This window comes from Mucilaginibacter sp. (assembly GCF_039925265.1).
Taxonomy (GTDB): Bacteria; Bacteroidota; Bacteroidia; order Sphingobacteriales; family Sphingobacteriaceae; genus Mucilaginibacter.
The window spans coordinates 115187-138074 of record NZ_JBDSZG010000041.1 but is presented as its reverse complement, the minus strand read 5'-3'; the positions used below and the strand labels follow the sequence as shown (position 1 = coordinate 138074).

At 44.7% G+C, this 22888-nt stretch carries 21 protein-coding genes; 4 read left to right on the top strand and 17 right to left on the bottom strand.

Features of this window, described 5'->3' with window-relative positions:
* Nucleotides 1-4 precede the first annotated feature (4 nt).
* The 6 genes from ABIX36_RS18635 to ABIX36_RS18610 form a co-directional block, all read right to left on the bottom strand.
* Nucleotides 5-1018 carry a hypothetical protein gene (locus tag ABIX36_RS18635; RefSeq protein WP_348083680.1) on the bottom strand — a complete coding sequence of 338 codons (1014 nt, stop codon included), beginning with the start codon at nucleotides 1016-1018 and terminating at the stop codon, nucleotides 5-7.
* A 51-nt stretch (nucleotides 1019-1069) separates the two neighbouring features.
* The gene (locus tag ABIX36_RS18630; RefSeq protein ID WP_348083679.1) at nucleotides 1070-1624 is read right to left on the bottom strand and encodes a sigma-70 family RNA polymerase sigma factor; all 555 of its coding nucleotides are present in this window, start codon (nucleotides 1622-1624) and stop codon (nucleotides 1070-1072) included.
* A gap of 63 nt (nucleotides 1625-1687) precedes the next feature.
* A complete protein-coding gene (bcp, locus tag ABIX36_RS18625; RefSeq protein WP_348083678.1) occupies nucleotides 1688-2149 on the bottom strand; it encodes a thioredoxin-dependent thiol peroxidase in 462 nt (153 codons plus the stop codon).
* Between the two features lie 2 nt (nucleotides 2150-2151).
* A complete protein-coding gene (locus ABIX36_RS18620; RefSeq protein WP_348083677.1) occupies nucleotides 2152-3843 on the bottom strand; it encodes a M23 family metallopeptidase in 1692 nt (563 codons plus the stop codon).
* A 327-nt stretch (nucleotides 3844-4170) separates the two neighbouring features.
* Nucleotides 4171-4782: a fumarylacetoacetate hydrolase family protein gene (locus ABIX36_RS18615; protein WP_348083676.1), complete on the bottom strand. Its 612-nt coding sequence runs from the start codon at nucleotides 4780-4782 to the stop codon at nucleotides 4171-4173.
* Nucleotides 4783-4911: 129 nt separating this feature from the next.
* Nucleotides 4912-5424, bottom strand: a complete 513-nt coding sequence (locus ABIX36_RS18610; protein WP_348083675.1) for a T9SS type A sorting domain-containing protein — start codon at nucleotides 5422-5424, stop codon at nucleotides 4912-4914.
* A gap of 483 nt (nucleotides 5425-5907) precedes the next feature.
* On the opposite strand from ABIX36_RS18610, the gene ABIX36_RS18605 reads away from it, so the two are divergent.
* The gene (locus tag ABIX36_RS18605; RefSeq protein WP_348083674.1) at nucleotides 5908-7869 is read left to right on the top strand and encodes a KUP/HAK/KT family potassium transporter; all 1962 of its coding nucleotides are present in this window, start codon (nucleotides 5908-5910) and stop codon (nucleotides 7867-7869) included.
* A gap of 336 nt (nucleotides 7870-8205) precedes the next feature.
* On the opposite strand, the gene ABIX36_RS18600 is transcribed toward ABIX36_RS18605, so the two are convergent.
* Nucleotides 8206-9915 carry an amino acid permease gene (locus ABIX36_RS18600; RefSeq protein WP_348083673.1) on the bottom strand — a complete coding sequence of 570 codons (1710 nt, stop codon included), beginning with the start codon at nucleotides 9913-9915 and terminating at the stop codon, nucleotides 8206-8208.
* An 81-nt stretch (nucleotides 9916-9996) separates the two neighbouring features.
* On the opposite strand from ABIX36_RS18600, the gene ABIX36_RS18595 reads away from it, so the two are divergent.
* Entirely contained in the window at nucleotides 9997-10665 is a 669-nt protein-coding gene (locus ABIX36_RS18595; protein ID WP_348083672.1) for a phosphatase PAP2 family protein, read from the top strand.
* Here ABIX36_RS18595 and ABIX36_RS18590 read toward each other — a convergent pair.
* The 9 genes from ABIX36_RS18590 to ABIX36_RS18550 all read right to left on the bottom strand — a co-directional run bounded on the left by ABIX36_RS18590 (nucleotide 10662) and on the right by ABIX36_RS18550 (nucleotide 20713).
* The gene (locus tag ABIX36_RS18590; protein WP_348083671.1) at nucleotides 10662-11324 is read right to left on the bottom strand and encodes a hypothetical protein; all 663 of its coding nucleotides are present in this window, start codon (nucleotides 11322-11324) and stop codon (nucleotides 10662-10664) included. The two genes, ABIX36_RS18595 and ABIX36_RS18590, sit on opposite strands and share 4 nt — an antisense overlap.
* A gap of 195 nt (nucleotides 11325-11519) precedes the next feature.
* A complete protein-coding gene (locus ABIX36_RS18585; RefSeq protein ID WP_348083670.1) occupies nucleotides 11520-12011 on the bottom strand; it encodes a hypothetical protein in 492 nt (163 codons plus the stop codon).
* 185 nt (nucleotides 12012-12196) lie between these two features.
* A complete protein-coding gene (locus tag ABIX36_RS18580; RefSeq protein ID WP_348083669.1) occupies nucleotides 12197-13897 on the bottom strand; it encodes a M3 family oligoendopeptidase in 1701 nt (566 codons plus the stop codon).
* A 130-nt stretch (nucleotides 13898-14027) separates the two neighbouring features.
* Nucleotides 14028-14954 (bottom strand): NAD-dependent epimerase/dehydratase family protein, encoded by a 927-nt coding sequence (locus ABIX36_RS18575; protein WP_348083668.1) that lies wholly within the window; start codon nucleotides 14952-14954, stop codon nucleotides 14028-14030.
* Between the two features lie 125 nt (nucleotides 14955-15079).
* Nucleotides 15080-15688, bottom strand: a complete 609-nt coding sequence (locus tag ABIX36_RS18570; protein WP_348083667.1) for a Crp/Fnr family transcriptional regulator — start codon at nucleotides 15686-15688, stop codon at nucleotides 15080-15082.
* Nucleotides 15676-16530 carry a UbiA-like polyprenyltransferase gene (locus ABIX36_RS18565; protein WP_348083666.1) on the bottom strand — a complete coding sequence of 285 codons (855 nt, stop codon included), beginning with the start codon at nucleotides 16528-16530 and terminating at the stop codon, nucleotides 15676-15678. The genes ABIX36_RS18570 and ABIX36_RS18565 overlap by 13 nt, the downstream gene beginning before the upstream one ends.
* Before the next feature lie 225 nt (nucleotides 16531-16755).
* Nucleotides 16756-17154, bottom strand: coding sequence for a DUF559 domain-containing protein (locus ABIX36_RS18560; protein WP_348083665.1), 399 nt, complete (start codon nucleotides 17152-17154; stop codon nucleotides 16756-16758).
* An 84-nt stretch (nucleotides 17155-17238) separates the two neighbouring features.
* On the bottom strand, nucleotides 17239-17877 hold the full coding sequence (gene yihA / locus ABIX36_RS18555; protein ID WP_348083664.1) for a ribosome biogenesis GTP-binding protein YihA/YsxC: 639 nt from the start codon (nucleotides 17875-17877) through the stop codon (nucleotides 17239-17241).
* Between the two features lie 115 nt (nucleotides 17878-17992).
* Nucleotides 17993-20713 (bottom strand): outer membrane beta-barrel protein, encoded by a 2721-nt coding sequence (locus ABIX36_RS18550; RefSeq protein WP_348083663.1) that lies wholly within the window; start codon nucleotides 20711-20713, stop codon nucleotides 17993-17995.
* Between the two features lie 217 nt (nucleotides 20714-20930).
* Here ABIX36_RS18550 and ABIX36_RS18545 point away from each other — a divergent pair, with 217 nt between their 5' ends.
* Nucleotides 20931-21419: a VOC family protein gene (locus ABIX36_RS18545; RefSeq protein ID WP_348083662.1), complete on the top strand. Its 489-nt coding sequence runs from the start codon at nucleotides 20931-20933 to the stop codon at nucleotides 21417-21419.
* Here the strand turns inward: ABIX36_RS18545 and ABIX36_RS18540 are convergent, their stop codons facing one another.
* On the bottom strand, nucleotides 21420-22328 hold the full coding sequence (locus tag ABIX36_RS18540; protein WP_348083661.1) for a serine hydrolase: 909 nt from the start codon (nucleotides 22326-22328) through the stop codon (nucleotides 21420-21422).
* Nucleotides 22329-22342: 14 nt separating this feature from the next.
* Here ABIX36_RS18540 and ABIX36_RS18535 point away from each other — a divergent pair, with 14 nt between their 5' ends.
* Entirely contained in the window at nucleotides 22343-22843 is a 501-nt protein-coding gene (locus tag ABIX36_RS18535; RefSeq protein WP_348083660.1) for a hypothetical protein, read from the top strand.
* The last annotated feature ends 45 nt before the right edge of the window (nucleotides 22844-22888 follow it).

Sequence of the window (22888 nt, the reverse complement as noted above, 5' to 3'; positions counted from 1 at the left end):
AGCGTTAATTAACATCAATATAATCGCTGAGGTCTTCGTCCAGCGCCTTGGTATTAATTTGTTTATCATCCTGTATCAGTCCGGTTGCGTCGCCGGCATCAACATTCAGCTCAAGGTAATCTTTTATTTCATCAACAGGCACATTTGCCAGTTCGCTGTGCAATAAAGTTTTTTGGTGCGCCACGGCGGGTACTACTACCTCGCTGCCATTCTGCCTTAAAAAGGCACCGGTACCAACAATTAAAGCCAGGCAGGCGGCGGTTGCATACTTAAATGTATTGCTGGCAAATAATTTACGTACAATAGTTTTGCGTATTACAACTTCCTTATTTACCGTTTTATTTAAGATATTTCGATTTAGCATTTCGAAATAGTTCTCCGGAACAGTAAATCCTGTTGTTTTTTCTTCCAGTATCTCTTCAACTGCTATGCGGGCAGTTATCTGCTGTTGCATATCGTTAAAGTATCCTTCGGGAACGGCAAAAAACTCTTCGCCTTTGGCAAACTCTTCAATATTTACGCGGCTTTGAATTTTGCTTGCAAGCTCATCAAAGTAACCGGCAGGCATGGCAAAACCATTATCCTCCGCTTCTGCCTCAATATTGATGCGAGCGGTAATATTCGCCGAAAGTTCATCAAAATAATTTGCAGGCAAAGCAAAGCCATTGTGCTCCGCTTCTGCATCAACCCCTATGTTTACACGGCTGGTAATGTTTGCCGTAAGCGCATCAAAGTAATTTGCAGGCAACACAAAGCCGTTATGCTCCGCGTTTGCGTCCACATCTATGTTGGTCCTGCTGATGATGTTTGCCGAAAGCGCATCAAAATAATTTGCAGGTACCGTAAAACCGTTTGCCGGGTCTGTACTTTTTAATTCATCTAATTTAACCAATGATAAAATGCGCTGACCGGCTTGTTCAAAATAGGCAGACGGCACTGTAAACGGGTTATTTCGGGTAAACCGTTTAAGTGACATTTCTTCGTCCCCCCACTCCTTATTCTCCATATCGCTTTTCATACTCTGTTATAGATGAATAAAATTACCAAAGGTTTAACGTTAATTCAAAATTTAATCAGTATTCGTAACAAAAGCCTCTATCTTTTTCACAGCCAGGTGAAACGACGCTTTTAAAGCGCCCACGCTGGTACCCAGCACATCGCTCATTTCCTCGTACTTCATATCGTCAAAGTACTTCATATTAAACACAAGTCGCTGTTTATCAGGCAGTGTCAATATAGCTTCTTGCAATTTTCGCTGGATCTGGTCGCCGGTGAACTGGTCAGAACTTGATAGCGTGTCCGCCAACTCATAGTCCACATCATCCAGCGAAATATTATTCTTCTGCTTCTTTTTATTTAAAAAAGTGATGCACTCGTTGGTGGCAATGCGGTACATCCAGGTGTATAGCTGGGCATCGTTACGAAAGCCCGGCAGGTTTTTCCAAACCTTAATGAATACGTCCTGTGTAAGGTCGTCGGCATCATCATGGTCTATCACCATGCGGCGCACGTGCCAGTATATTTTTTGCTGATACTTCTTCAACAGCATGTTAAATGCTTCGTTGCGGGTTTTTTCGTCCCTAAACTTGTTCAGTATCTCTTCGTCTTCTGCCTGTATGGCCATCTATCAAAATTTATCTTTTAAATAAATATAAAGCTTTTTTGTTTTAATATGTTTTTTCGACAGTTATTTTATCAGTTCCAACACCTGTTGCGATGACGCTTTGGTATCTACCTTATCAATCACGTGGTCGATAACGCCGTCGCCGTTAATAACAAACGTGGTGCGTGCGGTGCCCATATATTTTTTGCCGTACATGTTTTTCTCTTTCCAAACATCGTAAGCTTCTACAATGCCATGGTCGGTATCGGCTATCAGTGTAAAGGGCAGGCTGTATTTGCTTTCAAACTTTTTGTGCGATTTTTCGTCGTCAACGCTCACGCCAATTACATCAAAACCCTGGCTCAGCAGCGATTGATAGTTATCCCTAAAATCGCATGATTCTGCGGTGCAGCCCGGGGTATCATCCTTTGGGTAAAAGTACAGGATCACGCTTTTTCCTTTATAATCTGACAAGGAAACGTCCTTACCATTTTGGTCTTTCGCGGTAAAATCGGGGGCTTTATCGCCGGGTTGAAGAGTTGCCATTGTTATCGTGTAAATTCTGCTGTAAACGTAGTGCTATTATTTTTTGCGTCTATCACCGTAAATTCAAAATTATGCTTTCCGGGCGCAATATCGTTAGTAAAGGTATAACTTAATATTTTTGTTTTATAACTGCGCTCTACCAGCACCCATTTACCGTCTATTTTGCCGGCAAAGCTTTTTACACCCGAGAGGTTATCGCTCATGCGTAGCCTGATAGCGCTGATGCCTTTGAGGATGCTGCCATTGCGGATGTTGATGGGTGTAATAACCGGCGGTACGGTGTCTATCCTGATATAAAAATCGCCGAAAGCTCTGGCGGTTGCCTTAATAAAGCCCTTATCGTACTCACCTCCAATACTGCCTGCTGCCGCGCTTACAATTACAGCTTTATCAGTATAGGCTCCCAGGCTGATGTCGGGTTTTATCCAGATATCGTAACCGTCATGTATCGGCGTAAACTTGTTATGGATGCGGTGGGTAACGGAGTAAGCGCCCGGTTTGGCAGGCAGGCTGGAATATAAAAAGTCCAGGTCATCGTACAGATTGCTGGTGGGTATCTGTATTTTCAGGCGGTCGGTATTAAATTCGTTTAGATCGTTAAAATAGAACATTTTGCCTACGGCCTTGGCCGGGGCCATATTATTGGCAACCGAGCTCGATTGCACCTTAACTTTCAGGGTTGATGTGTTGCCTGCAATATCTTTACATATAAATTCCACATCGTGTACTTCGTTATCATTAAAAGGAATGATGCCCCTGTTAACCGATTGCGGATACAGCGATATGCGGCTGCCGGGCAGGATAAAACATTTTTGTATGGTGCGGTGGCTAAACAAAAACGTGGGATAATCTATGTAAGCGTTAACCGCGTGGGTTTGATCGAACGCGAAACGCTCCACCGCGAAAGTGTAAACCGAACGGCCATCGAGCTTTACTTCGATAGAATATACACCATTGCGGTTGTTTGACGAGCTGTTTTGATCTGTTACGGCAATACCGAACCCTGTGTTGCCGCTTAGCTGCAGCACCTGGGGCTTTAAAAGGTGATAATTACCCGCGGCACCAGCTACGCTTAAAAACTCCTTGGGGGTGTTCTCGCTAAAAGGGTTACCGTTTAAATGATAAACACCGATATCCGTAATACTTGGCGGTACTTCATCCGGAATGGTAAGCCCGAACAACTGGGGGTTGATGGTTTCTTCGGTAGCGGTATCTCTTAACTCAAAATGCACGTGAGGCCCTGCGGATGCACCTTCATTGCCCGACATGGCAACCACTTCCCCTTTTATCACCTTAAATGTTCCGGCGGGTACGGGGATATCCGCCTCGAAGGTTTGATTTTTGTACTGATAATCGCGGATGTACCTAAAAACCTCGGGCGTAAAACTCTGGATATGGCCGTAAACAGAAGTGTAGCCATTTGGATGGGTGATGTAAATAGCTTGCCCAAAACCGCCGAACTGGATGCGCAGGCGCGAAACATAGCCGTCGGCTACCGCGTGTACGGGGTAGCCTGTACGCTGCATTGTTTTAAAATCCAATCCCGAATGAAAGTGGGCGGGTCTCAGCTCACCGAAAGAGCCGGCCGTAACGGGCGCAAGATCTAATGGGTAGCGAAAATAGCCTTGCGGGTATTGCTTGCTCTGGATAATATCCTGGGCTTGGGTAACAGTGCCCAACAGCGACAGCAGCACGAATACTGCATATGTTTTACAATTCTTTCTTATCGGTTTGTCCTTGCTGCACGGTCGAACTGGCATACTTTTATAAATTTTGTTTAGATAACCACCTCGCGACGGTTTTGTTGATTGGATTATCTATGCTTTTTTCAATTCCCTCCATGGGAGGCTTGCGGTTGGCCCGTTCGATAGCACGAAAGGGTTTCGCCCGCCTTGCCGTTTGACTCACCCCGGGTACGCTTCGCTGCCCTACTCCCTCTACCTGCGGTAAAGAGAGTGAGCAGAATCTTTAAGTTTTTTTTGCGTAGCAGGCGTAATAATCATTATGAATGGGTAGTTACCTTATTTCACCTCAAAGTCAAACATCTTTTCGCCTTCCAAATAACCCTGCAGTTTATCCCCTATGGCTACTTTACCTACGCCCTGCGGGGTGCCGGTGAATATCAGGTCGCCTTTTTTTAGGGTGATGTATTGCGATACGAAAGCGATGATGCGCTCGAAGGAAAAGAGCAGATCCTTAGTATTACCCTGCTGGCGGGTTTCGCCGTTCACATCCAGCTTAAAATTCAGTTCGTACAAATTGGCAAACTGGGCCTTTGGCAAAAAGTTACTCACGGGTGCCGAGTTATCAAAGGCCTTGGCCAGTTCCCAGGGCAGCCCTTTTTCTTTATGTTTCGATTGGATATCGCGCGCGGTAAAATCTACGCCCAAAGCTATCTCATCGTAATAGCTGGCCGCAAATTTTTCGGCAATGTGCTTGCCTTCCTTGCAAACCTTTAGCACGATCTCAATCTCGTGATGTACGTCCTGCGAAAACTCCGGGTGATAAAAAGGTTTGTTGTCTTTCAAAAGCGCGGTATCGGGCTTCATAAATATCACCGGAACGCTGGGCACGGGGTTGTTAAGCTCTTTAGCATGTTCGGCATAGTTGCGGCCAATGGCTATTATCTTCATAGTAAACAGAATAAAGCCGAAAATAGAAACTCTAAGCCCTAAATCCTAAATACTAAGGGGATAAATTCCAAAACCTAACCTCTAAATACTAAAGAAAAATAATTTGACTCCCTTCAGAAGAATGGGAGATTAAAGTAGCGAGATCCGTTTGTTTACAGATTCGGTACCAACGTTTATGCGCAGGAAGTAAAAACCGCGGTTAAGCCTGCCGTTTACGTTATAAGTGATGCTTTGATCACCTACTTCAACACGTTGCGATAAAAGGACAAGCACATCGTTACCAAGCATATCCATTATTTTAATATTAACAAAGGCTTCGCGCGCTACGGTGTATTTTACATTGAGCACATCATTAACCGGGTTTGGATAAACCTGTACATTTGATAGTAGCTTATCTGAAGCCGTCAGCGATCGCCCCGGCGCAACCGATATGCGCGTACTTGAAATAACAGCAGGTTTTATAGGAGGCAATGATAAATGCAGGATATTTTTATTGATGGGTTTGGCTTTACCCTTAATGTACCGCAGGTATGAGGTATCCGTTTTTTGGGCAACTACTCCTTTTGCAAGCGCAACGTTTACCATCACCGCAAGCAGTGCTAATGTAAACCAGGAATTAAGTTTAGTAAATTTTCTACCCATATCAATATTACATGCAAAAGTATAAATATTGTGCGCTACAATTCATTTTGTAATGAATTAATAAATAGTTTTAACAATTTTTAACAAAATACACATTTTCCAGTTTATTTTAATAAACTCACAACTATTGACTTATACGATGCACAATAGTTTAAGTTGCCTGCATAATTTCTGACGGGAGCGCTACTTATCCACACTAAATTGAGGGTATCAGAACCGCCTACCCGGGCAGAGACCTGTGCCTCTACAGGCAGAAATTCATTAAAACTCCTGGCAATCAGTCTCCAGCAAGTAAATAAAACATAAACGAGAATTGAAAGTTTACTAAATCATCAAGGCTTTTTATTGCGCTGTTTAAAAATTATGCAAATAATGCTTTGCTTTCTGTGCAATTCGGTAAATGTTAAACGCTCAAACACACAATTTTAAAATTACGGTTGTGCTAATGTAATTTTTATAAATTTGTAAACTTTTTAAAACACTGTGTCAAATCATAAAGATCTGCAAAAACTAACGGCCGCTGGGCTGCTAATTAGTTTAGGAATAATCTACGGAGACATTGGTACTTCTCCCCTGTATGTTTTTAAAGCCATTGTTGGTTCAGAACATTCAAACTTTTCGCAACGTATTTCCGAAACCCTGGTATTAGGAGGCGTATCCCTCATCTTCTGGACGCTTACGCTGCAAACCACGCTCAAGTACGTAGTAATAACCTTAAGGGCCGATAACAAAGGCGAGGGTGGCATTTTCTCCCTGTTCTCGTTGGTGCGCCGTAAAGCTAAATGGCTTATTGTACCTGCTGTGTTGGGCGGTTGCGCCTTGCTTGCCGATGGTATCATCACCCCGCCAATTACCATATCATCGGCCATTGAGGGTTTAAAAACCTACTACCCCGAACTGCCAACCGTGCAAATTGTTATCGCCATTATAGCGGGGCTGTTTATTATACAGCAATTCGGCACCTCACTGGTGGGTAAAGCTTTTGGGCCTATCATGTTCATCTGGTTTACCATGATGGGCGTTTTGGGTATATCGTATATTATACAAATGCCTTCTATACTAAAGGCCTTAAACCCATATTACGCCTATAACCTACTTACCAGTAATTACAACGCGTTCATCATATTGGGAGCGGTATTTCTGTGTACTACTGGTGCCGAGGCTTTATATTCCGATTTAGGCCACTGCGGGCGTAAAAATATCCAGATCAGCTGGATATATGTTAAAACCTGCCTTATCCTCAATTACCTTGGGCAGGCGGTTTGGCTTTTACAACGCGAAGGTCAATCTATCGATCTGAACGCCAACAACCCGTTCTATAAGATCATGCCCGAGTGGTTCCTGATATTTGGTATAGGCATAGCCACCATAGCGGCGGTAATTGCCAGCCAGGCGCTTATTTCGGGTTCGTTTACCCTGATAGCCGAAGCAGTGAGGCTAAACTTATGGCCCAAAGTACGCATCAACTACCCGAGCGAGCAAAAAGGGCAATTGTATGTACCCAGTGTAAACTGGCTGCTTTGCTTTGGCTGTATAGGCGTAGTGTTACTGTTCCGTCATTCGGCTAAGATGGAGGCGGCATACGGTTTAAGTATTACCGTAGCCATGTTAATGACCACCATCCTGGTATCAAAATTCCTGCAACGCAAAAAGGTACCAACCTATATCATCGGCACTTTTTTAGGGCTTTATTTACTGATAGAAGGCACATTTTTGCTTGGAAACCTGGTAAAGTTCGTACACGGCGGCTGGTTCACCTTATCTATCGGCCTGTTCCTGTTCATCATCATGTGGACGTGGCACACCGCCCGCAAGATCAAGAACCGCTATGTAAAATTTATTGAGATAGATGATTATTACAACATCATCAAGGAGATGAGCGAAGACGAAACGGTGCCCAAATACGCTTCGCAGCTGATTTATTTAACCAGCGCCAACTTCAATTCGGAAGTAGAATCCAAGATCATTTACTCCATTTTACAAAAGCAGCCCAAACGTGCCGATGTTTACTGGCTGGTACACGTTGATGTGGTGGATGAGCCGTACAAAAGCGAATACGAGGTTGACTTTTTGATCCCTGGCAAATTGATCCGCGTTGACTTTAAACTTGGTTTCCGCGTAGAGCAGCAAATAAACCTGCTGTTCCGTAAGGTGGTGGAAGACCTGGTGAAGAATGGCGAAGTAGATATTACCAGCACCTACAAATCGTTAAACAAGCATAAAATTGTGGGCGATTTTAGGTTTGTGGTGATAGAGAAAGTTTTATCGCGTTCGCATAACCTGTCCTTCTACGAAAAGGTGGTGATGTTCATTTATTCGCACATGAAAAAGATAAGCCTTTCGGAAGAACGCAACTTTGGTCTCGACCTAAGTTTTGTAACGGTAGAAAAAGTACCGCTGATGCTTACCTCTCCAGAATCGGTAAACCTGACGAGGGTGGTTTAAATAGAATCTTAAATGATAAAAAAGGGTTGCCGGGAAATGGCAACCCTTTTTTGTTTATATGATGCTTTAAAACGCAGAGACAAATCACAATAATTATTCATAAACGCAAGAGCATTTTATGTTAACCCTCTCAAAATATAACTTATTGATTATTAGTATTTTACAAAATATATTTTTGAATTATGTTAACCCTGATTGCCTGCTTTTTTAAGCAAAGACCTTTCGGGTAGATAGCCCGGAACATCCCGGAGCGAGCCTGCAAATCTCCTTAAAACCAAAAGAGCCTTAAGTTTATCATCTGGGGCTCTTTGTATTAAACCCGGTAGGTTTTATTCTCTATTTCGACTTCTCCGCTTTTCCAATCAAGCTATGCTTATACCCATAAAGCACGTAGATCACCAGGCCTATTAACAGCCATGCCAGGAACCTGATCCAGCTTTGGTAGGTAAGTTCGGTCATGAGATAAAAGCAGCTTAGCAGGCCTAAAACAGGTATCAGCGACAGGTTGCGTACAACAGCCGCTATCGTCAGCGCGGCAGATAATATGATAAACAGGAAGAAAGGGAATTTTTCGTGTATGTTTTCCCCGGCCATAATATTCAGGAATGGTTTCCAAAACAGGTAAATCATCCCAATAAAAATAAACGGAACCACAAATTTCGCGTTAACATAAGGGAGGTGAAACTTACCTTTTACGGCTGCTTCTCTCGGCATTAATAATACGCCACCGCAAACCAATACAAAGGCGAATAAGGTGCCAATGCTGGTTAAGTCGGTTACTTCGGTAAGGTTTAAAAATAAGGCGGGGATAGCCACCACAAAACCAGTTACAATAGTAGCAAACGACGGGGTTTTAAATTTTGGGTGAATGCGCGAAAATGCCTTAGGCAGCAGGCCATCGCGGCTCATGCTCATCCAGATACGTGGTTGCCCTAACTGAAATATCAGCAATACGCTGGCAGTTGCAATAACCGCGCTGACGGATATTACGTAGCTGATGTTTTTCAATCCTACTTTAGCGAATACGAAGGCGAGCGGGTCGCCCACCTGCAGGTCTTTATAGTTCACCATACCCGTTAATACCAGCGATATGAGAATGTATAACACGGTACAGATCAGCAACGAATAGATCATCCCCCGGGGCAGGTCCTTCTGCGGGTTCTTGCATTCTTCGGCAGTGGTTGAGATAGCATCAAAACCGATGTAAGCAAAAAACACACCCGATACCCCCTTCATCACCCCCTTAAAACCGTTGGGCATAAATGGGTGCCAGTTGGCAGGCGTTACGTAAAAAAATCCTATCGCGATAACCGCGATAACGATCACCACCTTTAACACCACCATAGCGTTGGTTGCTTTCTTTGTTTCGCGGATGCCGATATAAACGAGGTAGGTGATAACGAACACAATACCTAAAGCTGGTAAATTAGCGATCAGCTTTATATTGCCAAAACCCGGTGCATTAGCCCAGGCAACGGCCGCGCTCTTCATGTTATCGGTTATTTCGCCGAGCTTGCCGGCGGCTGTAAGTTCCTGGATCTTCTCCTGCGCGCGGAATGCCGAAAAGTAGTCCATGGTAAGGTACTCGGGCATGTGGATATGGAAACCCTCCAGCAGGTTTACAAAGTAGGTGCTCCAGGATATGGCTACTGCTATATTACCTATGGCGTATTCCATTAGCAGGTCCCAGCCTATGATCCAGGCGATAAGTTCGCCAAAAGAAGCGTACGCATAGGTATAAGCACTGCCCGCAACGGGTATACGCGAAGCAAATTCGGCATAGCATAAAGCAGAAAAACCGCAGGTTACCGCGGTTATAATAAATAATATAGATACCCCGGGGCCACCATAAAACGATGCTTCGCCGATGGTGGAGAAGATACCCGCGCCTACAACGGCGGCTATCCCCATCAGGGTAAGGTCTTTTACATTAAGTTCTTTTTGGAGTTGGGAAGCGGTGCCGGGATGCTCCGCATCGCTGAAACCACATTCAACATCGGCTAATATCTTGGCTACAGATTTTTTGCGGAATATGCTTTTAGACATATATTTTGATCAGTTTAGTTCTTCAAACCAAACATAACCATTTTTTTGCATTGAAAAACTATATGCGTTACTTTGTGCGCAATGAAAACAGGCTTTAAGGATGTTTTATACCGGGTAAGATATTTTTTTGTACCCTACCTCGTCGTATTGTGCGCCTGTTTAATTGTTAAACTACTTTACACGCGCCAGGAAATATACTTTGCTGTAAATGGGGTTTATAACAGCGCAGGCGATTTCCTCGCCCCCTATGTTACCGATATCGGCGACGGACTCACCATTATAATCATATCGTTGATCCTGACCCTTTACAGTTATCGCAACGCTTTTTTACTCTTCACCAGTTTTTTAGCAACCGCGTTAGCGGCCCAAATACTTAAATACAGTATTAACAGCCCAAGGCCCCGTGCTTATTTCGACAACGAAATTAGCCGCCTGCGTTTTGTTGAGGGCGTACATGTAGTGGCCGGCATCCAGAGTTTCCCCTCAGGGCATACGGTGACCGCTTTTTCGGCAGGGATAGTGCTTACCTATCTTATTAAAAACAAACTATGGGGAGTGGCTTTGCTGCTTTTAGCCATGCTTGTGGGTTACTCGCGCATGTATCTGAGCCAGCATTTTTTTGAGGATGTTACCGCCGGCTCGGCCATAGGCGTAGTGGTTACGATGATATGGCTGGGTTTCATAGATAGCAAGCAATTTTTAAGATCCCCCCGTTGGAACAGGGGGATCATTAAACAGAAAGGGAATTAGCGCTCTAATTGTTCCCTTAGTTTTTTATTGCGGCGGGTGATATAAAACACAATGATACCTATCAACAACACGCCGATTACCACACCGGTTATTAAACGCGGCGAAATACCTTTTGCGTTAGATAAGTACTGATCTGTACGCTTCAATTCCGGCGATATCACAATGGAACCCGAAAATTTCTTGTACTCGTCTTTGATGAGGTCGGCCCGGTTCTGCTGATAGTAATACTCAAAGGTGTAGGTTACATCCTGCGTGTATATCACTATAAAATTACGAAACTGCACACCGGCACCCTGGTCTGTAGAAAGCGTAAAGGTTTTTGCTTTGAGGTGCCCCATGGTGGTATCGCGCACGTTTAACGCATCCGAACCTTCTGCCTGGCCTTTGATGCCTTTGATATAATCTTTAAGCACTTTGTTGAGGTCACGTTCCTTTTTTAAAGGGGTGTTGTTTTCGGCATTTGGCTGCCTGATAACTACCATGTAACCCAAATTTGTATTACCCGAATATATTTGTTGCCCGAGGGTATCCTTCTTAGTAAATGTTTCCGGTAACGAAACCGCGACAAGGCTATCTATCTTAACAGGCTTTAATGGGGCCTGCGCAAAGCCTGCAGCCGATAAAATCAGGAGGCTAAAACTTATCAATATCTTTTTCATAGTTGTTTTAACCTGAAAAACACAGATAAGTTTTAAAACAGTTGTATTTATGAGATAGGTATTATAATATTTAGGGGGATTATTAACTAATTCAGACCGCTGCGGTAAGGGTTCATATTTCCAAATTCACGCATTTAGTTGCACCCAGTTCGATAAGATCATTATATTATCTCCCTGTAAAATGAAGTTAAACAATCATATTCTCAATACCCTTAACAACCTTGCCCTGTTGTACTGCTGCAATAAGATGGGGTAGATATTGTAAATGATATTGGCCGATAAAACAATAATAGCGAGGGTAAATTGCGAACCCAAAAGTGCGTAAGCAGCAGTAAACACAAAAAATATAAAGCAAATGAGGTGGAAACGCTCGTACATTACAATAGTGTTTTGGTACTGCAAAGCGGTAGCCTTGTTTTTTATTACTTTATAGTCGGGGTTGCCTTTGCGGAGGTGGCGGCTTACGTATTGCCCGTTCTGCACAAACTTGCGAATAAACTTTACACCCATCCGTTCGTAAAACTTAGGGCTGCTGCTCAATTGCAGCAATCTTGCCGGAAATACCTGACTTAAAACGCTCAGCGCCAAAAAAACGCAAAGCCATAATGTGGAGTAATGGTTTGCCCAAACGGTAATAACCGGCGTAAAGCAAAGTATCGTCCAGAAGAAGTTTACGGCCTGGTTCATTTGGTGTGAAGATACGAAAAGTGCTGTTGACAACGGTGGGGTAATATCCCGCAGACGGCGGTGAGGACAACGCCTTAGGGGATAAATAAAAAATCCCCCCTCGTTGTGGTGTCCTCACCGCAACGCCCGCAGGGGGCCTGGAAATAAAAAAGCCCTCTCCGTGTTGGAGAGGGCTGTCGTGGCTTTTATATCTTATCCATCTCCGTTTTCACAAATTCGGCAAGCTCTTTTACATAGCCCGCGCTGAAATCGAATTTGATGCCGGCGGTTTCGTAGATCTCGGTGATGGTTTTGGTGTAACCCAATTTTAGGGCATCGAGGTATTGTTGAAGCCCTTTCTCGGGGTTCTCTTTATAGTTTTTCCAAACGGCGATAGCGCCTAACTGTGCCATACCGTATTCGATGTAGTAGAACGGCACCTCAAAAATGTGCAGTTGCTTTTGCCACAGGTTTTGCTCTGCTTCGGGGTTAACGCTCCAATCCACAAAGCCGGCACCAAAGGGTTCGTAGATCTTTAACCAGGCCTCGGTGCGCTCGGCAGCGGTATGCTCGGGGTTGGTATAGATCCAATGCTGAAACTGATCCACCACGGCAACCCATGGCAAGGTTTTCAACACATCAAAAAGCTGGTCGCGCTTGGCGCGTTTCAGGTCTTCCTCGTTATCAAAATACACATTCCAGTTATCCATGGAGATCAACTCCATCGACATGGAAGCCAGTTCGGCAACCTCACTTGGGCAATGTTTAAAATCATTCAGCTCCAGGTCGGCAGTCAGGAAGGTGTGTACCGCGTGGCCGCCTTCGTGTACCATTGTGGTTAGATCACGGAAGGTATTGGCCGAGTTCATGAAGATAAACGGCGCGCCGGTTTCCGAGAGCGGGTAGTTATAACCACCCGGTGCCTTGCCTTTACGGCTTTCCACATCAAACAGATTATTATCCTTCATTATCTCCAAACGCTCGCCCAGGTAACTGCTGATATTGGTAAAGCACTGGATAGATTTTTCTACCAGCTCGGCACCGCTGTTAAATGGTTTAAGCGCGGGCTTGCCCGATACATCAACATCCATATCCCATGGCTTCAGCGAATCCACGCCTAAAGCCTCTTTGCGTTTCTCGGCCTGCTCGCGCAGGATGGGTACAATTTCGGTTTCGATAGCGGCGTGGAAAGCATAGCAATCCTGCGGCGTATAATCAAAACGGCCCAGTGCCTGGAACATATAGTCGCGGAAGTTTTCGAAACCAGCATTCAGGGCCACTTTATGGCGCAACACACGCAGGTGATCGAACAAGGTATCCAGCACGGTTTTTTCCTGCAGGCGGCGGGCGGTTATTTTCTCCCAAACTTCCTGCCGCTTGGCGCGATCTGTACCTTTTAAAAATACCGAAGCCTGCTCCAAAGTGTATTCCTTCTCATCAATATGCACCGACATAGCGCCGGTTATCGACTGGTATTTTTGTTGCTCTACCTGGATCTCGGTTTGCAACGGGATGTTCTCCTCACGGAAAAGCTCCAGCGATTTTTTTACCGCGCGCAGCATAATGTAGAATTTCTCTTCGCTCAGTTCACCAACGTAATCGCTGTTCACCAGCTTTTTGTTCAGCTCGTTGTTGTAGGGAGCGGTTTTTGGCTCTATCTCGGTAGCGAAATACTGGAAACTCTCCAGCAGATCGGGGTTCATGGTATCGCAGGTCATGCGGATATAGCGCCATGCAAAATCCTCTTCCAAAGCGGCTTGCAGTTCGCTGCTGTCTTTCAGCCATTGCTCTAATTCCTCAACAGAATTGATAGCGCGGTTGGTTAATTCCTGGTAAATAGGCTCCAGCGTTTCCCATTTAATTTCGAGATCGGCGGGGATATAATGTCTTGTTTTTTTGTGGATCATGGTTCTTTAGATGTGCAGATTGCAGATGTGCAAATATGCAGATTAGTAGGGAAAGTCGGAAGTCTTTAGTCGGAAGTGAGAATTTGTTACACTTGCATGGACTTAAGACTTTCGACTCAGGACTCCCCCGTTAAACCGCCTTGTACAACGTTTCCGACATCTTCTTTATCCCGTCCGCATACGGTGTTGGTTTAAAATTAAACCGCTTCTCAAATTTGCTTGAGTCGAAGATATAATCATGATCGTACTGGTAATACATCTCTACCGTACCGGCAACTACCTTCATAAATTTCCCTATCACCCACAGCATCCATTTCTTCAGACTGAAGTAGCTGGGTTTGGTTTTATAGATAGCCGCTGCCATTTCTATAAACTGTTTGCCGGTGAGCGCAGGAGCAGTTGGCAGGTGCCATACCTGGTTATCGGTATCGGGGTTTTGACCTAACAAAAACATTGCCTTGCCGGCATCTTCAATATAAATAAAACTGTGTTTGGTGTTGGCATCCCCTATCCATTGCGCCATTTCTTTTTTGGCGTATTTGGCAAGCACCATCATATCGAAAAAGCTGTTAGTGCTGTCGGTACCATAAAAATCGGGCGCGCGGGCAATGCTGGCTTGCAGGTTACCGGCCTTTACCTCATCCATAATGGCATTCGCAACGCCCACCCGCACTTTACCTTTTTCGCTGTTTGGATTATATAACGTGGTTTCGGTCATGGCACCATCCACCAGGCCGTAGCTGTAAACGTTATCGAAAAATATCAGCCTCGCGTTGTTCTCTTTGGCAACGGCAATTACGTTTTTGATGATAACGGGCCATTGCTGTTTCCAAATTTCGGCATCGTAAACAATACCTGCGCACAGGTAGATCACGGTTGAACCTTTTGAGGCTTCGCTCAGTTCGGTTAAATTCAACAGGTCGGCTTTTTTCCAGGCAGTGTTTTTACCGGATTTTATTTCGCGCCTGCTTATCAGACGGATGGTTTCGTTATGGCTTTCTAACTGGCGGGTGAGCGCGTTGGCTACCGGGCCACCAGCTCCTAATATGGTATGCATGTTTTTTTTCTTTAAGTATGATACAAATGTAGGCGCCGGTTGAAAATCAAAACGTTAACTTAAGATAAGAATTTCTTGATTTCGGAGTTCGGATGTTCGATTTCGGATTTAGCTTTGATGAAGGATTACTTCTCTACCAATATCCGTTTCCTTATCCTCGATAACGATACCGGTGTTATGCCTAAAAAATTGGCAATGTAGTGCTGGGGCATGCGCTGGAGGATTTCGCGGCCGTTTTGCAGGAGTTTGAGGTAACGTTCCTCGGGTGTTTGGGTGATGAATGATGAGAGGCGTTCTTCGTAGCAGATAAGGTAATGCTCGGCTATCAGCCTGCCAAAGCGTTCCATTTTGTAGGCCAGCATAGGGTTATTCAACATCAGTTCCATGTTCTTTTTGCTGATAACGATGATCTGGCTGGGTTCCAGAGCCTCAATATAATTTAAGGCCGGCTCACCGGTGAGGAAACTGGTATAGCTGCTTACATACTCGTTCTCGAAACTGAAATAGCTGGTAATATCCGCTCCATCTTTAATATGGTAATAACGTACCGAGCCCTTCAGCACGAAGCCCACATGGCTGCAAACTTTACCTGCTTCGGCAAAAAGCTGTTTCTTTTTAAAAGTTTGTAAGCCGATTTGCTGAATAAATACGATCCATTCGGCCTCGTTGAAAACCACGTAGGGTTCCATGCCTTTGCGCAAGGCTGCGAGCTGTGCCGAGGTTAGCGCATCCATACCCTATCCATTAAAAAGAAGGCTGCAAACACCACGCTGGCGATACCGTTGGTGGTCATGAAAGCGATGTTTACACGACTCAGATCGTTTGGCTTTACAAGCAGGTGCTGGTAAACCAGCATAGTGCAGAAGAAGGTGATGCCGATGTAATACAATAGGCCCACGTTGGTATAAAACACCGGCATCACAATAAATGCCGCCGAAAAAACATGCAGTACCGTAGAAAGTATTAACGCGTTCTCCTTACCCAGCCAGGCCGGTATGGAGTGTAAATTTTCGTTCCTGTCGAAGTCTTCATCCTGCAAAGCGTAGATAATGTCGAAGCCACTCACCCAGCATAAAACTGATAAAGAAAAGAATACCGGCGTTAAAGCAAACGCCCCCGTAACTACCAAATATGCCCCGATAGGTGCAAGCGATAAACCCAGCCCCAAAACCATGTGGCAAAGCGCGGTAAAACGCTTGGTAGCGCTGTAACCCAATACCACCAGTAACGCAATTGGCGACAAGTAAAAGCAAAGCGGATTAATAAACCAGGTGGTTAAGATAAACAACCCGCAGTTTGTTAAAGTAAATGTAAGCGCCGCTGCCGGACTAATACGCCCTGCCGGGATATCGCGTTGTTTGGTACGCGGGTTTTTGGCATCGATGTTCCTATCCAGGTACCTGTTAAAGGCCATAGCCGAGTTACGGGCGAACACCATGCAAAGCAGCATCATTACCAGTTTCTGCCATTCGAATTGATGGTTGGTAGTGGTAACTGCCAAAAAAAAGCCAATAAAGGCGAATGGCATGGCAAATATGGTGTGGGTAAAAGTTACGAGCGAAAGGTATTTTTTCATTGTTTGTTTTCTTTCTTAATTCCCTTCTTGAGAGGGGTTAGGGGTGTGTTCGCCACCCAGCTTAATAAATTATATACCTCTATAATAGGCTTAGGAAGTGTATTAGCCTATTGTCAAGTTCACTAACACAGGGTCTACTGCCGCACCATTCCTTTGCGCCCACCCTCAAACGAGGAGCGGAGTTGTAGTAGAGATTAATAACCTCGCTTCCCCTCTTGAGAGAAGTCAGGGGTGTGTTTCGCCGCCAAAGCCACCCTTATATTCCAAGATATAAGTTTCAATTGTCCTCAAAACATTGCCCATATCTCTTCTAACCTCCATTTCGGTAAAACGCATTACCGTTAAATCGTATTCCGCCAGTTCCGCTTCCCTTAACACATCCAAATTATATCGTTCTTCGTTATTGTGGTAATGGCCATCTATTTCAATTATCAAATCTAATTCATAGCAATAAAAATCTACTATATAATTTAACAATGGCTTTTGGCGATGAAAGTCAAAGCCAAACATTTGTTTACCATTTAACTCTTTCCAAAGCAACACCTCGCCGGGTGTGCTATCCTTACGGAGTTTCCGGGCTAATAGTTTAAGGTTTGGGTTATATGGAATTATTTTACGCTTCATTAACAATGAATATTCTCAGTTGCTTGTCGCTTCACTAACACACCCCTGACCCCTCTCAAGAGGGGAAGCGCGGTTCAATATTACCTATTTCATCGGTTTATAATACTCTTCATCAAACACTGGCGGCGTAAAATCGCGGTTGATGCCATCTATAAATTCCAGGATCTCGTCGCGGCCCATCAATGTTTCCGACGATGTTATAAAATGCTGCGGCGCTTCTTCAAAGGTGGTAAGGATCGCTTTGCGGAATTTGGCGATGTTCTGGTCGGTTTTTATGTTGCTTTGCTTATCGGCTTTGGTAAATACTAATACAAAGGGCAGGCCTTTTTCGCCAAGCCAGCTGCAAAATTCCAGGTCTATCTTTTGCGGCTCCAGGCGGCTATCTATCAGCACCATTACGCATTGCAGGCTTTCGCGTTTATCCAGGTAACTGCGGATAAATTTATTCCAATCCTCTTTTTTGCTTTTAGAGATCTTGGCGTAACCGTATCCCGGCAGATCGACAATGTACCACAACTCGTTTACCATAAAATGGTTAATAAGCTGGGTTTTACCCGGCGTTTGCGAAGTTTTTGCAAGCCCTTTTTTCTGCACCAGCATGTTTATCAGGGATGATTTCCCAACATTGGAGCGCCCGATAAACGCGAACTCGGGTTTAATAGGGATGGGCAACCTGGAGATCTGGGTGTTGCTGCAAATAAAATCGGCCGATTTGATGATCATGCCGCAAAGGTAGGTAAAAGTTAGAAGGGTTGGAGAAGTTAGAAAAGTTGGAGATGTTGGAAGGGCTCGAGAAGTTAAAAAGTTGGGGAAGTTGGCGGTGTAGGTTGTATTTAGGTTACTTTTTTACGGTTGATTTGGTGAATTTATATTGCAGGGTAAGTAAAAAATAGCGCCTGATGATTTGCGATTGGGTATCGGTAATGGAGTTTTGGTTAATGTACCGGTAAGTATTGATATTCTGGTTCAGCAGATCGTAGCAGGATAGTTTAATTTCGCCCTTATCCTTTTTCAAAAACTGGCGGGCAAGGCTCACATTTAACAGGTTGCTGCTCTTTTGAAAACCGGCCGGCACCAGCGGATTGTAGTTGTAAGTGTAGTTACCGTCGATATTGGTTTTAAAGGGCATGTTCACCCTGAAATGCGTATCGAAGGCGTGCGTAATATATTTTTGGCTGCCGTAGTTTACGCCGCTATAAGTGGTGTAGGTATAGCTGAGGCGGTATTGGGGACTCAGTTCCAAAACATCTTTATAATTAAAGGTGACGTGTTCATTCAAGGTGCCCCGGTACGAATCCTGGAAGCCATCCATCCTATTCAGCACAAAAAAATCGTGACTTTTTGTTAGGTTGATATTGGTTGAGGCATCCAGCTGCACATCGCCCTCCTTCTTCAATTGCTTGTTAATGTAAGCGCTGAAATTCATGTAATACCTGCCGTCGCGGTTGATGGGCGTGCTGGTTTCTACCGACTGTGCATCCAGCGTGCGCTGCCTGAAAACGCTGTTCTCGTAAAACACAACCGAGGCGCGCACATTGTAACTGGTACGGGTTTGGAAATTGTATTTGGAGTAATTGATGCTAAAGGAATTACTGCTGGTTGGTTTTAAAAAAGGGTTACCGGTAACGGAAGACGAGGGGCTAAACACCACGGTATAAGGTACCATATCGCCAATGTTAGGTAAAAACGTAAACCGCGAATAATCTACCGAGAGCCCCTTCATGTTAAAATTGATGTTCGGCATAAAGAACACAAAATGCTGATCCAGATCGGCAGCGCCGCGCCCAAAAGCATTGTTCACCTGCTGAAACTGGGTGTTAAAGTGCATCCGCACGTTAATGTCCTTTTTCAGCTCAATACTCAGGCCGGGGTTTAGGCCCTGCATCCATTTATCGCGGGCCAGGTTATTGCTTTTCTCCAGCAAAAAGCTGTCGTATTCGCCGGTGGCGGGGCTGTAATCATAGGTAGATACCTTATCCAGGCTGTGGCCGTAGCTGGCTTGTGCGTTAACATCTACTTTAATTTTTTCGGTTACCGGGTAACTAATGCCTGCCGATAAACTTGCATCGGTACTGCGCGAGCGGTTATCGCCCAATTGGTTAAACGCGTAGGATGGCAAAGCCGCTGCGTAAGACGTGAGGTTGGTGTTATCGAAATTGGTGCTGTTGCGGGGACTAAAGGTGAGGGTATGGTCGATGTTTATGGACGCTCCCTTTTTTTTGAGCTGGCGGTTATAATTCAGCGCCTGCGAAAAGTTGATATTATTGCCGCTGGCGTTGTTGGTATTTGTTGAAACGTTGATAGGATTTGTAAAGTTGCTGTAACTGCTGCCGGTAGTTTGGTTTGCCGATGTATTATTACTGATATTGATATAAGGGGTATACCGTAAGCGGGTTTTATCATCGGGCTGCCACACAATGGTGCTGCTTATGGCGTGGCTGCTGTTATCGCCATTGCGCTTGTTTGCCGAGTTGCCAAACACCGTGGTATCTGCCAGGAATTGCTGCCGTTTGGTGAGGGTGTTGTACTCCGAGTTCTCTTTTTTGTAGATGTAGGCAAAGTTCACCTTCAGCTTTTTGCCGTAATCGGTATTGATGTTAAAGCCCGCGTTGGTGGCTGTTTGCTTACCTGTACCGCCGCCTCCAAAGGCAATGCCCGCCCTGGAGATCGCCTCGCCACCGCGGTTAAGCCCGCCACTGCCATACAGGTCGTTAAAATCGAAGCCTGTGTTGTTCAGATCGTTTGATGAACCCAGGATGCTTATCTGCAAAGTATCCCTGAAGGTATTGATAAGCCCGCCCGCCTGGTAATGCCCGCTGGTGCCAGCCCCCGCATAACCCTTTCCAAAAATGCTTTTTTTGAACGCCTTTTTAAATTTAAGGTTGATGATCTTGTTTAGCTTTGATGCGGGGATGAGGTGGTCGGGGTCGTTCTCGCGGTCATCATACACCTGTATCTTATCTATCATATCGGCATCAATATTTTTTGTGGCCATACGCGTATCCGCCGAAAAGAATTCATGCCCATCCACCAGTACCTTGGTAACGTCTTTACCCATTACCGTGATGCCGCCATCGCTGCCCACTTCCAGGCCGGGCAATTTTTTCAGCAGGTCCTCCACCACGGCATTGGGCCTTACCTTAAATGCTTCGGCGTTAAACTCAATGGTGTCTTTTTTTATGACGATAGGCATGCGCTCGCCTTTTATCACCACCTCGTTCAGTTCCTTAATATTTAATTTGATGGTACCAAGGTCCAGTGCATCAGTTTTAAGGGTTACTATTTTCCGGTAAGGCTGGTAAGCTACAAAAGATATAAATACTTTTATGGGGATGCCCTGCGGGATGTTGTGCAGGGCGAATGCGCCGTTCTTATCGGTAATGGTATAAGAGAGCAGGTGGGCGCTTGTGTCGCGGTTATCTAAAATAGCAACGGTTGCAAATTCAATAGGTTTGGCACTTAACGAATCTACTACCCTACCCTTAACGTTAGCTTTGTTTTGCGCCCCGGCCTGTGTTGCGATGATTAATAAGAGCGAAAAAAGCAGGTATTTATACATATAAGGTGTAGGCGCATGTTTAATTGCCTAAAAATCTATAAAATGTTTTGGATTATGCTTACCCGTTAACATTCGTTAACTATTATTAAAGAACGTTAACAATAAAGTTACATGAACAATACATTGTAATTTAAATGTTTAAACATTTAAATTACATGCCTTCAACAAAATCAACCTTGTACCTTTACAACATTGCAACAACGAAACATACAATAACATGAGCGATTATAAAATACCCGCGCAAACCCGCATAGGGCACGTGCATTTAAAAGTGAGCGATCTCCAAAAATCACTGGGCTTTTACGGGGACCTGCTGGGTTTTGAAGTACAGATGATGTACGGCGACCAGGCAGCTTTCATCTCTGCCGGTGGTTACCACCACCATATCGGTTTAAACACCTGGCATAGCAAAGGTGCATCGCCCGCGCCGGAATATGCACCTGGTTTATACCACACCGCTATTTTGTACCCGGAAAGGAAGGACCTTGCCGCCATACTGCAACGCCTGATAGGTGCCAAGTATCCTATCACCGGGGCATCGGACCATGGCGTATCTGAAGCTATTTACCTGGACGACCCCGATGGTAACGGCGTAGAGCTTTACTGGGACCGGCCAAAAGAACAATGGCCAACAAACGAAGCAGGCGAAATGACGATGTTTACCCGCAGCCTGAACATACCCGGCCTGCTTGCCGAGCTGAAATAATTATTCGTTCAGCATGTATTTTTCGATGCCAGGGGCAGGTTTCCACTCGTCTTTAGGCTCGTAATAATGCCATAGCAGGGCCGATACCTTGCGAATAAGTACGTAGGCTTCGTTATCCGTTACCCAACGCTGGTCTTTATTATTTTTGGTGATGATAGAGAAAACGTAATCGCCATGCGGGGCATTCACCAGCACGGTTTCGGACCGGGACTCATCTACCGCGCCCTGTTTGGATAAACACTGCACGTAAGGCGGTATCTGCGAAAGGGCGGTATTATCCCAATAAATACGGTTCAGCGTACGGCTCATGCGCTCGCTTGCTGCCTGGCTCACTACCTGCCTGTTGCGGATCATGGTGAACAGCTTACACATTTCGTAAGGCGTGGTAACACCCCAGCCATAGATCTTGCGCATCGCCTCGCGGCCGGGCGTGCGCGAGTTTACCCGCATGCTTTTAAAGCCATTACTATCCAGCCAATTGTTAATATGGGTACCCGTAACAAGTTTTTGCAGCCAAAGGCTAGCCGTATTATCGCTCATCGTGATCATAAGCATAGCTACCTTGCTTAGCATAATGGTGTCTTTATCTTTAAAAGAACCAAGGATATCCTCGCCCTCGTAAAGCAGCGAATCGCGGTAGGCAAGTTTTTGATTGTACTTTAGTTCGCCCTTTTCTATCTTATCCATTACGCCGCTCAGGATACTTACTTTGATCATGCTCGCGGTAGGGAACAGCGTATCCTGGTTAATGGCTGCGGTTTTGCCGGTTTTTAAATTCTGCACGTAAATGCCTACTTGTCCGTTAAAGCCCTGCACGGCGGTTTGCAGCTGCGCTGTTAGCTTTTTATCGGTTTGGGCGAAGGAGGTGGCAGTTAGAAATAGAAAGGCGGCGAGTAAAAGGTGTTTCATGATTTGGATTTGATGTGAAAAGAAAAACTAATTTAAATATTTTCTCTAAATTAGAGCATGAAGGATACCGCAGTAGTAGATATGAAAAATATGGGCTTATGTTAATTGAATTATCACACGATGTCCGGTTTAGTTTTGACGGCCCGAACCTGTGTTTTTTAGGCACTCCTGAAGATTTTAAATTGCTCGCGATGGCAATGGTTGATTTGACAGATCATACAGCAGACCGCCAGGTTATCATATCCGATCTGCATTTTGTAAGATTTGAAGGGGCGAAGACCAACGTAATTTTCAATTCAAAAAAAGGAGATGACAGATTAGCTTTTTTCGACGGCGGAGATGTGGTTTTTAGTTTAGACCCCAAATATTGGGATAGATTATTTAGATTTTTCGTTTTGATGTCGTGGGATATGCGAACCCATTACTTGAACTGTAACGAAAGAGAACTAATTGATTTAGATTTAGACCAGGAAATTAACTTCATCTGCGCATCAGAATACCCGCAACTTTCCTAATGATATAATATTTGGTAGCTTTTTGAATTTCTCCAATCTGCCGCA

Coding starts and splice junctions, on each gene's coding strand:
- ABIX36_RS18635 (WP_348083680.1), bottom strand. CDS start 1,018: ATGAAAAGCGATATGGAGAATAAGGAGTGGGGGGACGAAGAAATGTCA.
- ABIX36_RS18630 (WP_348083679.1), bottom strand. CDS start 1,624: ATGGCCATACAGGCAGAAGACGAAGAGATACTGAACAAGTTTAGGGAC.
- bcp (WP_348083678.1), bottom strand. CDS start 2,149: ATGGCAACTCTTCAACCCGGCGATAAAGCCCCCGATTTTACCGCGAAA.
- ABIX36_RS18615 (WP_348083676.1), bottom strand. CDS start 4,782: ATGAAGATAATAGCCATTGGCCGCAACTATGCCGAACATGCTAAAGAG.
- ABIX36_RS18610 (WP_348083675.1), bottom strand. CDS start 5,424: ATGGGTAGAAAATTTACTAAACTTAATTCCTGGTTTACATTAGCACTG.
- ABIX36_RS18600 (WP_348083673.1), bottom strand. CDS start 9,915: ATGTCTAAAAGCATATTCCGCAAAAAATCTGTAGCCAAGATATTAGCC.
- ABIX36_RS18595 (WP_348083672.1), top strand. CDS start 9,997: ATGAAAACAGGCTTTAAGGATGTTTTATACCGGGTAAGATATTTTTTT.
- ABIX36_RS18590 (WP_348083671.1), bottom strand. CDS start 11,324: ATGAAAAAGATATTGATAAGTTTTAGCCTCCTGATTTTATCGGCTGCA.
- ABIX36_RS18585 (WP_348083670.1), bottom strand. CDS start 12,011: ATGAACCAGGCCGTAAACTTCTTCTGGACGATACTTTGCTTTACGCCG.
- ABIX36_RS18580 (WP_348083669.1), bottom strand. CDS start 13,897: ATGATCCACAAAAAAACAAGACATTATATCCCCGCCGATCTCGAAATT.
- ABIX36_RS18575 (WP_348083668.1), bottom strand. CDS start 14,954: ATGCATACCATATTAGGAGCTGGTGGCCCGGTAGCCAACGCGCTCACC.
- ABIX36_RS18570 (WP_348083667.1), bottom strand. CDS start 15,688: ATGGATGCGCTAACCTCGGCACAGCTCGCAGCCTTGCGCAAAGGCATG.
- ABIX36_RS18565 (WP_348083666.1), bottom strand. CDS start 16,530: ATGAAAAAATACCTTTCGCTCGTAACTTTTACCCACACCATATTTGCC.
- ABIX36_RS18560 (WP_348083665.1), bottom strand. CDS start 17,154: ATGAAGCGTAAAATAATTCCATATAACCCAAACCTTAAACTATTAGCC.
- yihA (WP_348083664.1), bottom strand. CDS start 17,877: ATGATCATCAAATCGGCCGATTTTATTTGCAGCAACACCCAGATCTCC.
- ABIX36_RS18550 (WP_348083663.1), bottom strand. CDS start 20,713: ATGTATAAATACCTGCTTTTTTCGCTCTTATTAATCATCGCAACACAG.
- ABIX36_RS18545 (WP_348083662.1), top strand. CDS start 20,931: ATGAGCGATTATAAAATACCCGCGCAAACCCGCATAGGGCACGTGCAT.
- ABIX36_RS18540 (WP_348083661.1), bottom strand. CDS start 22,328: ATGAAACACCTTTTACTCGCCGCCTTTCTATTTCTAACTGCCACCTCC.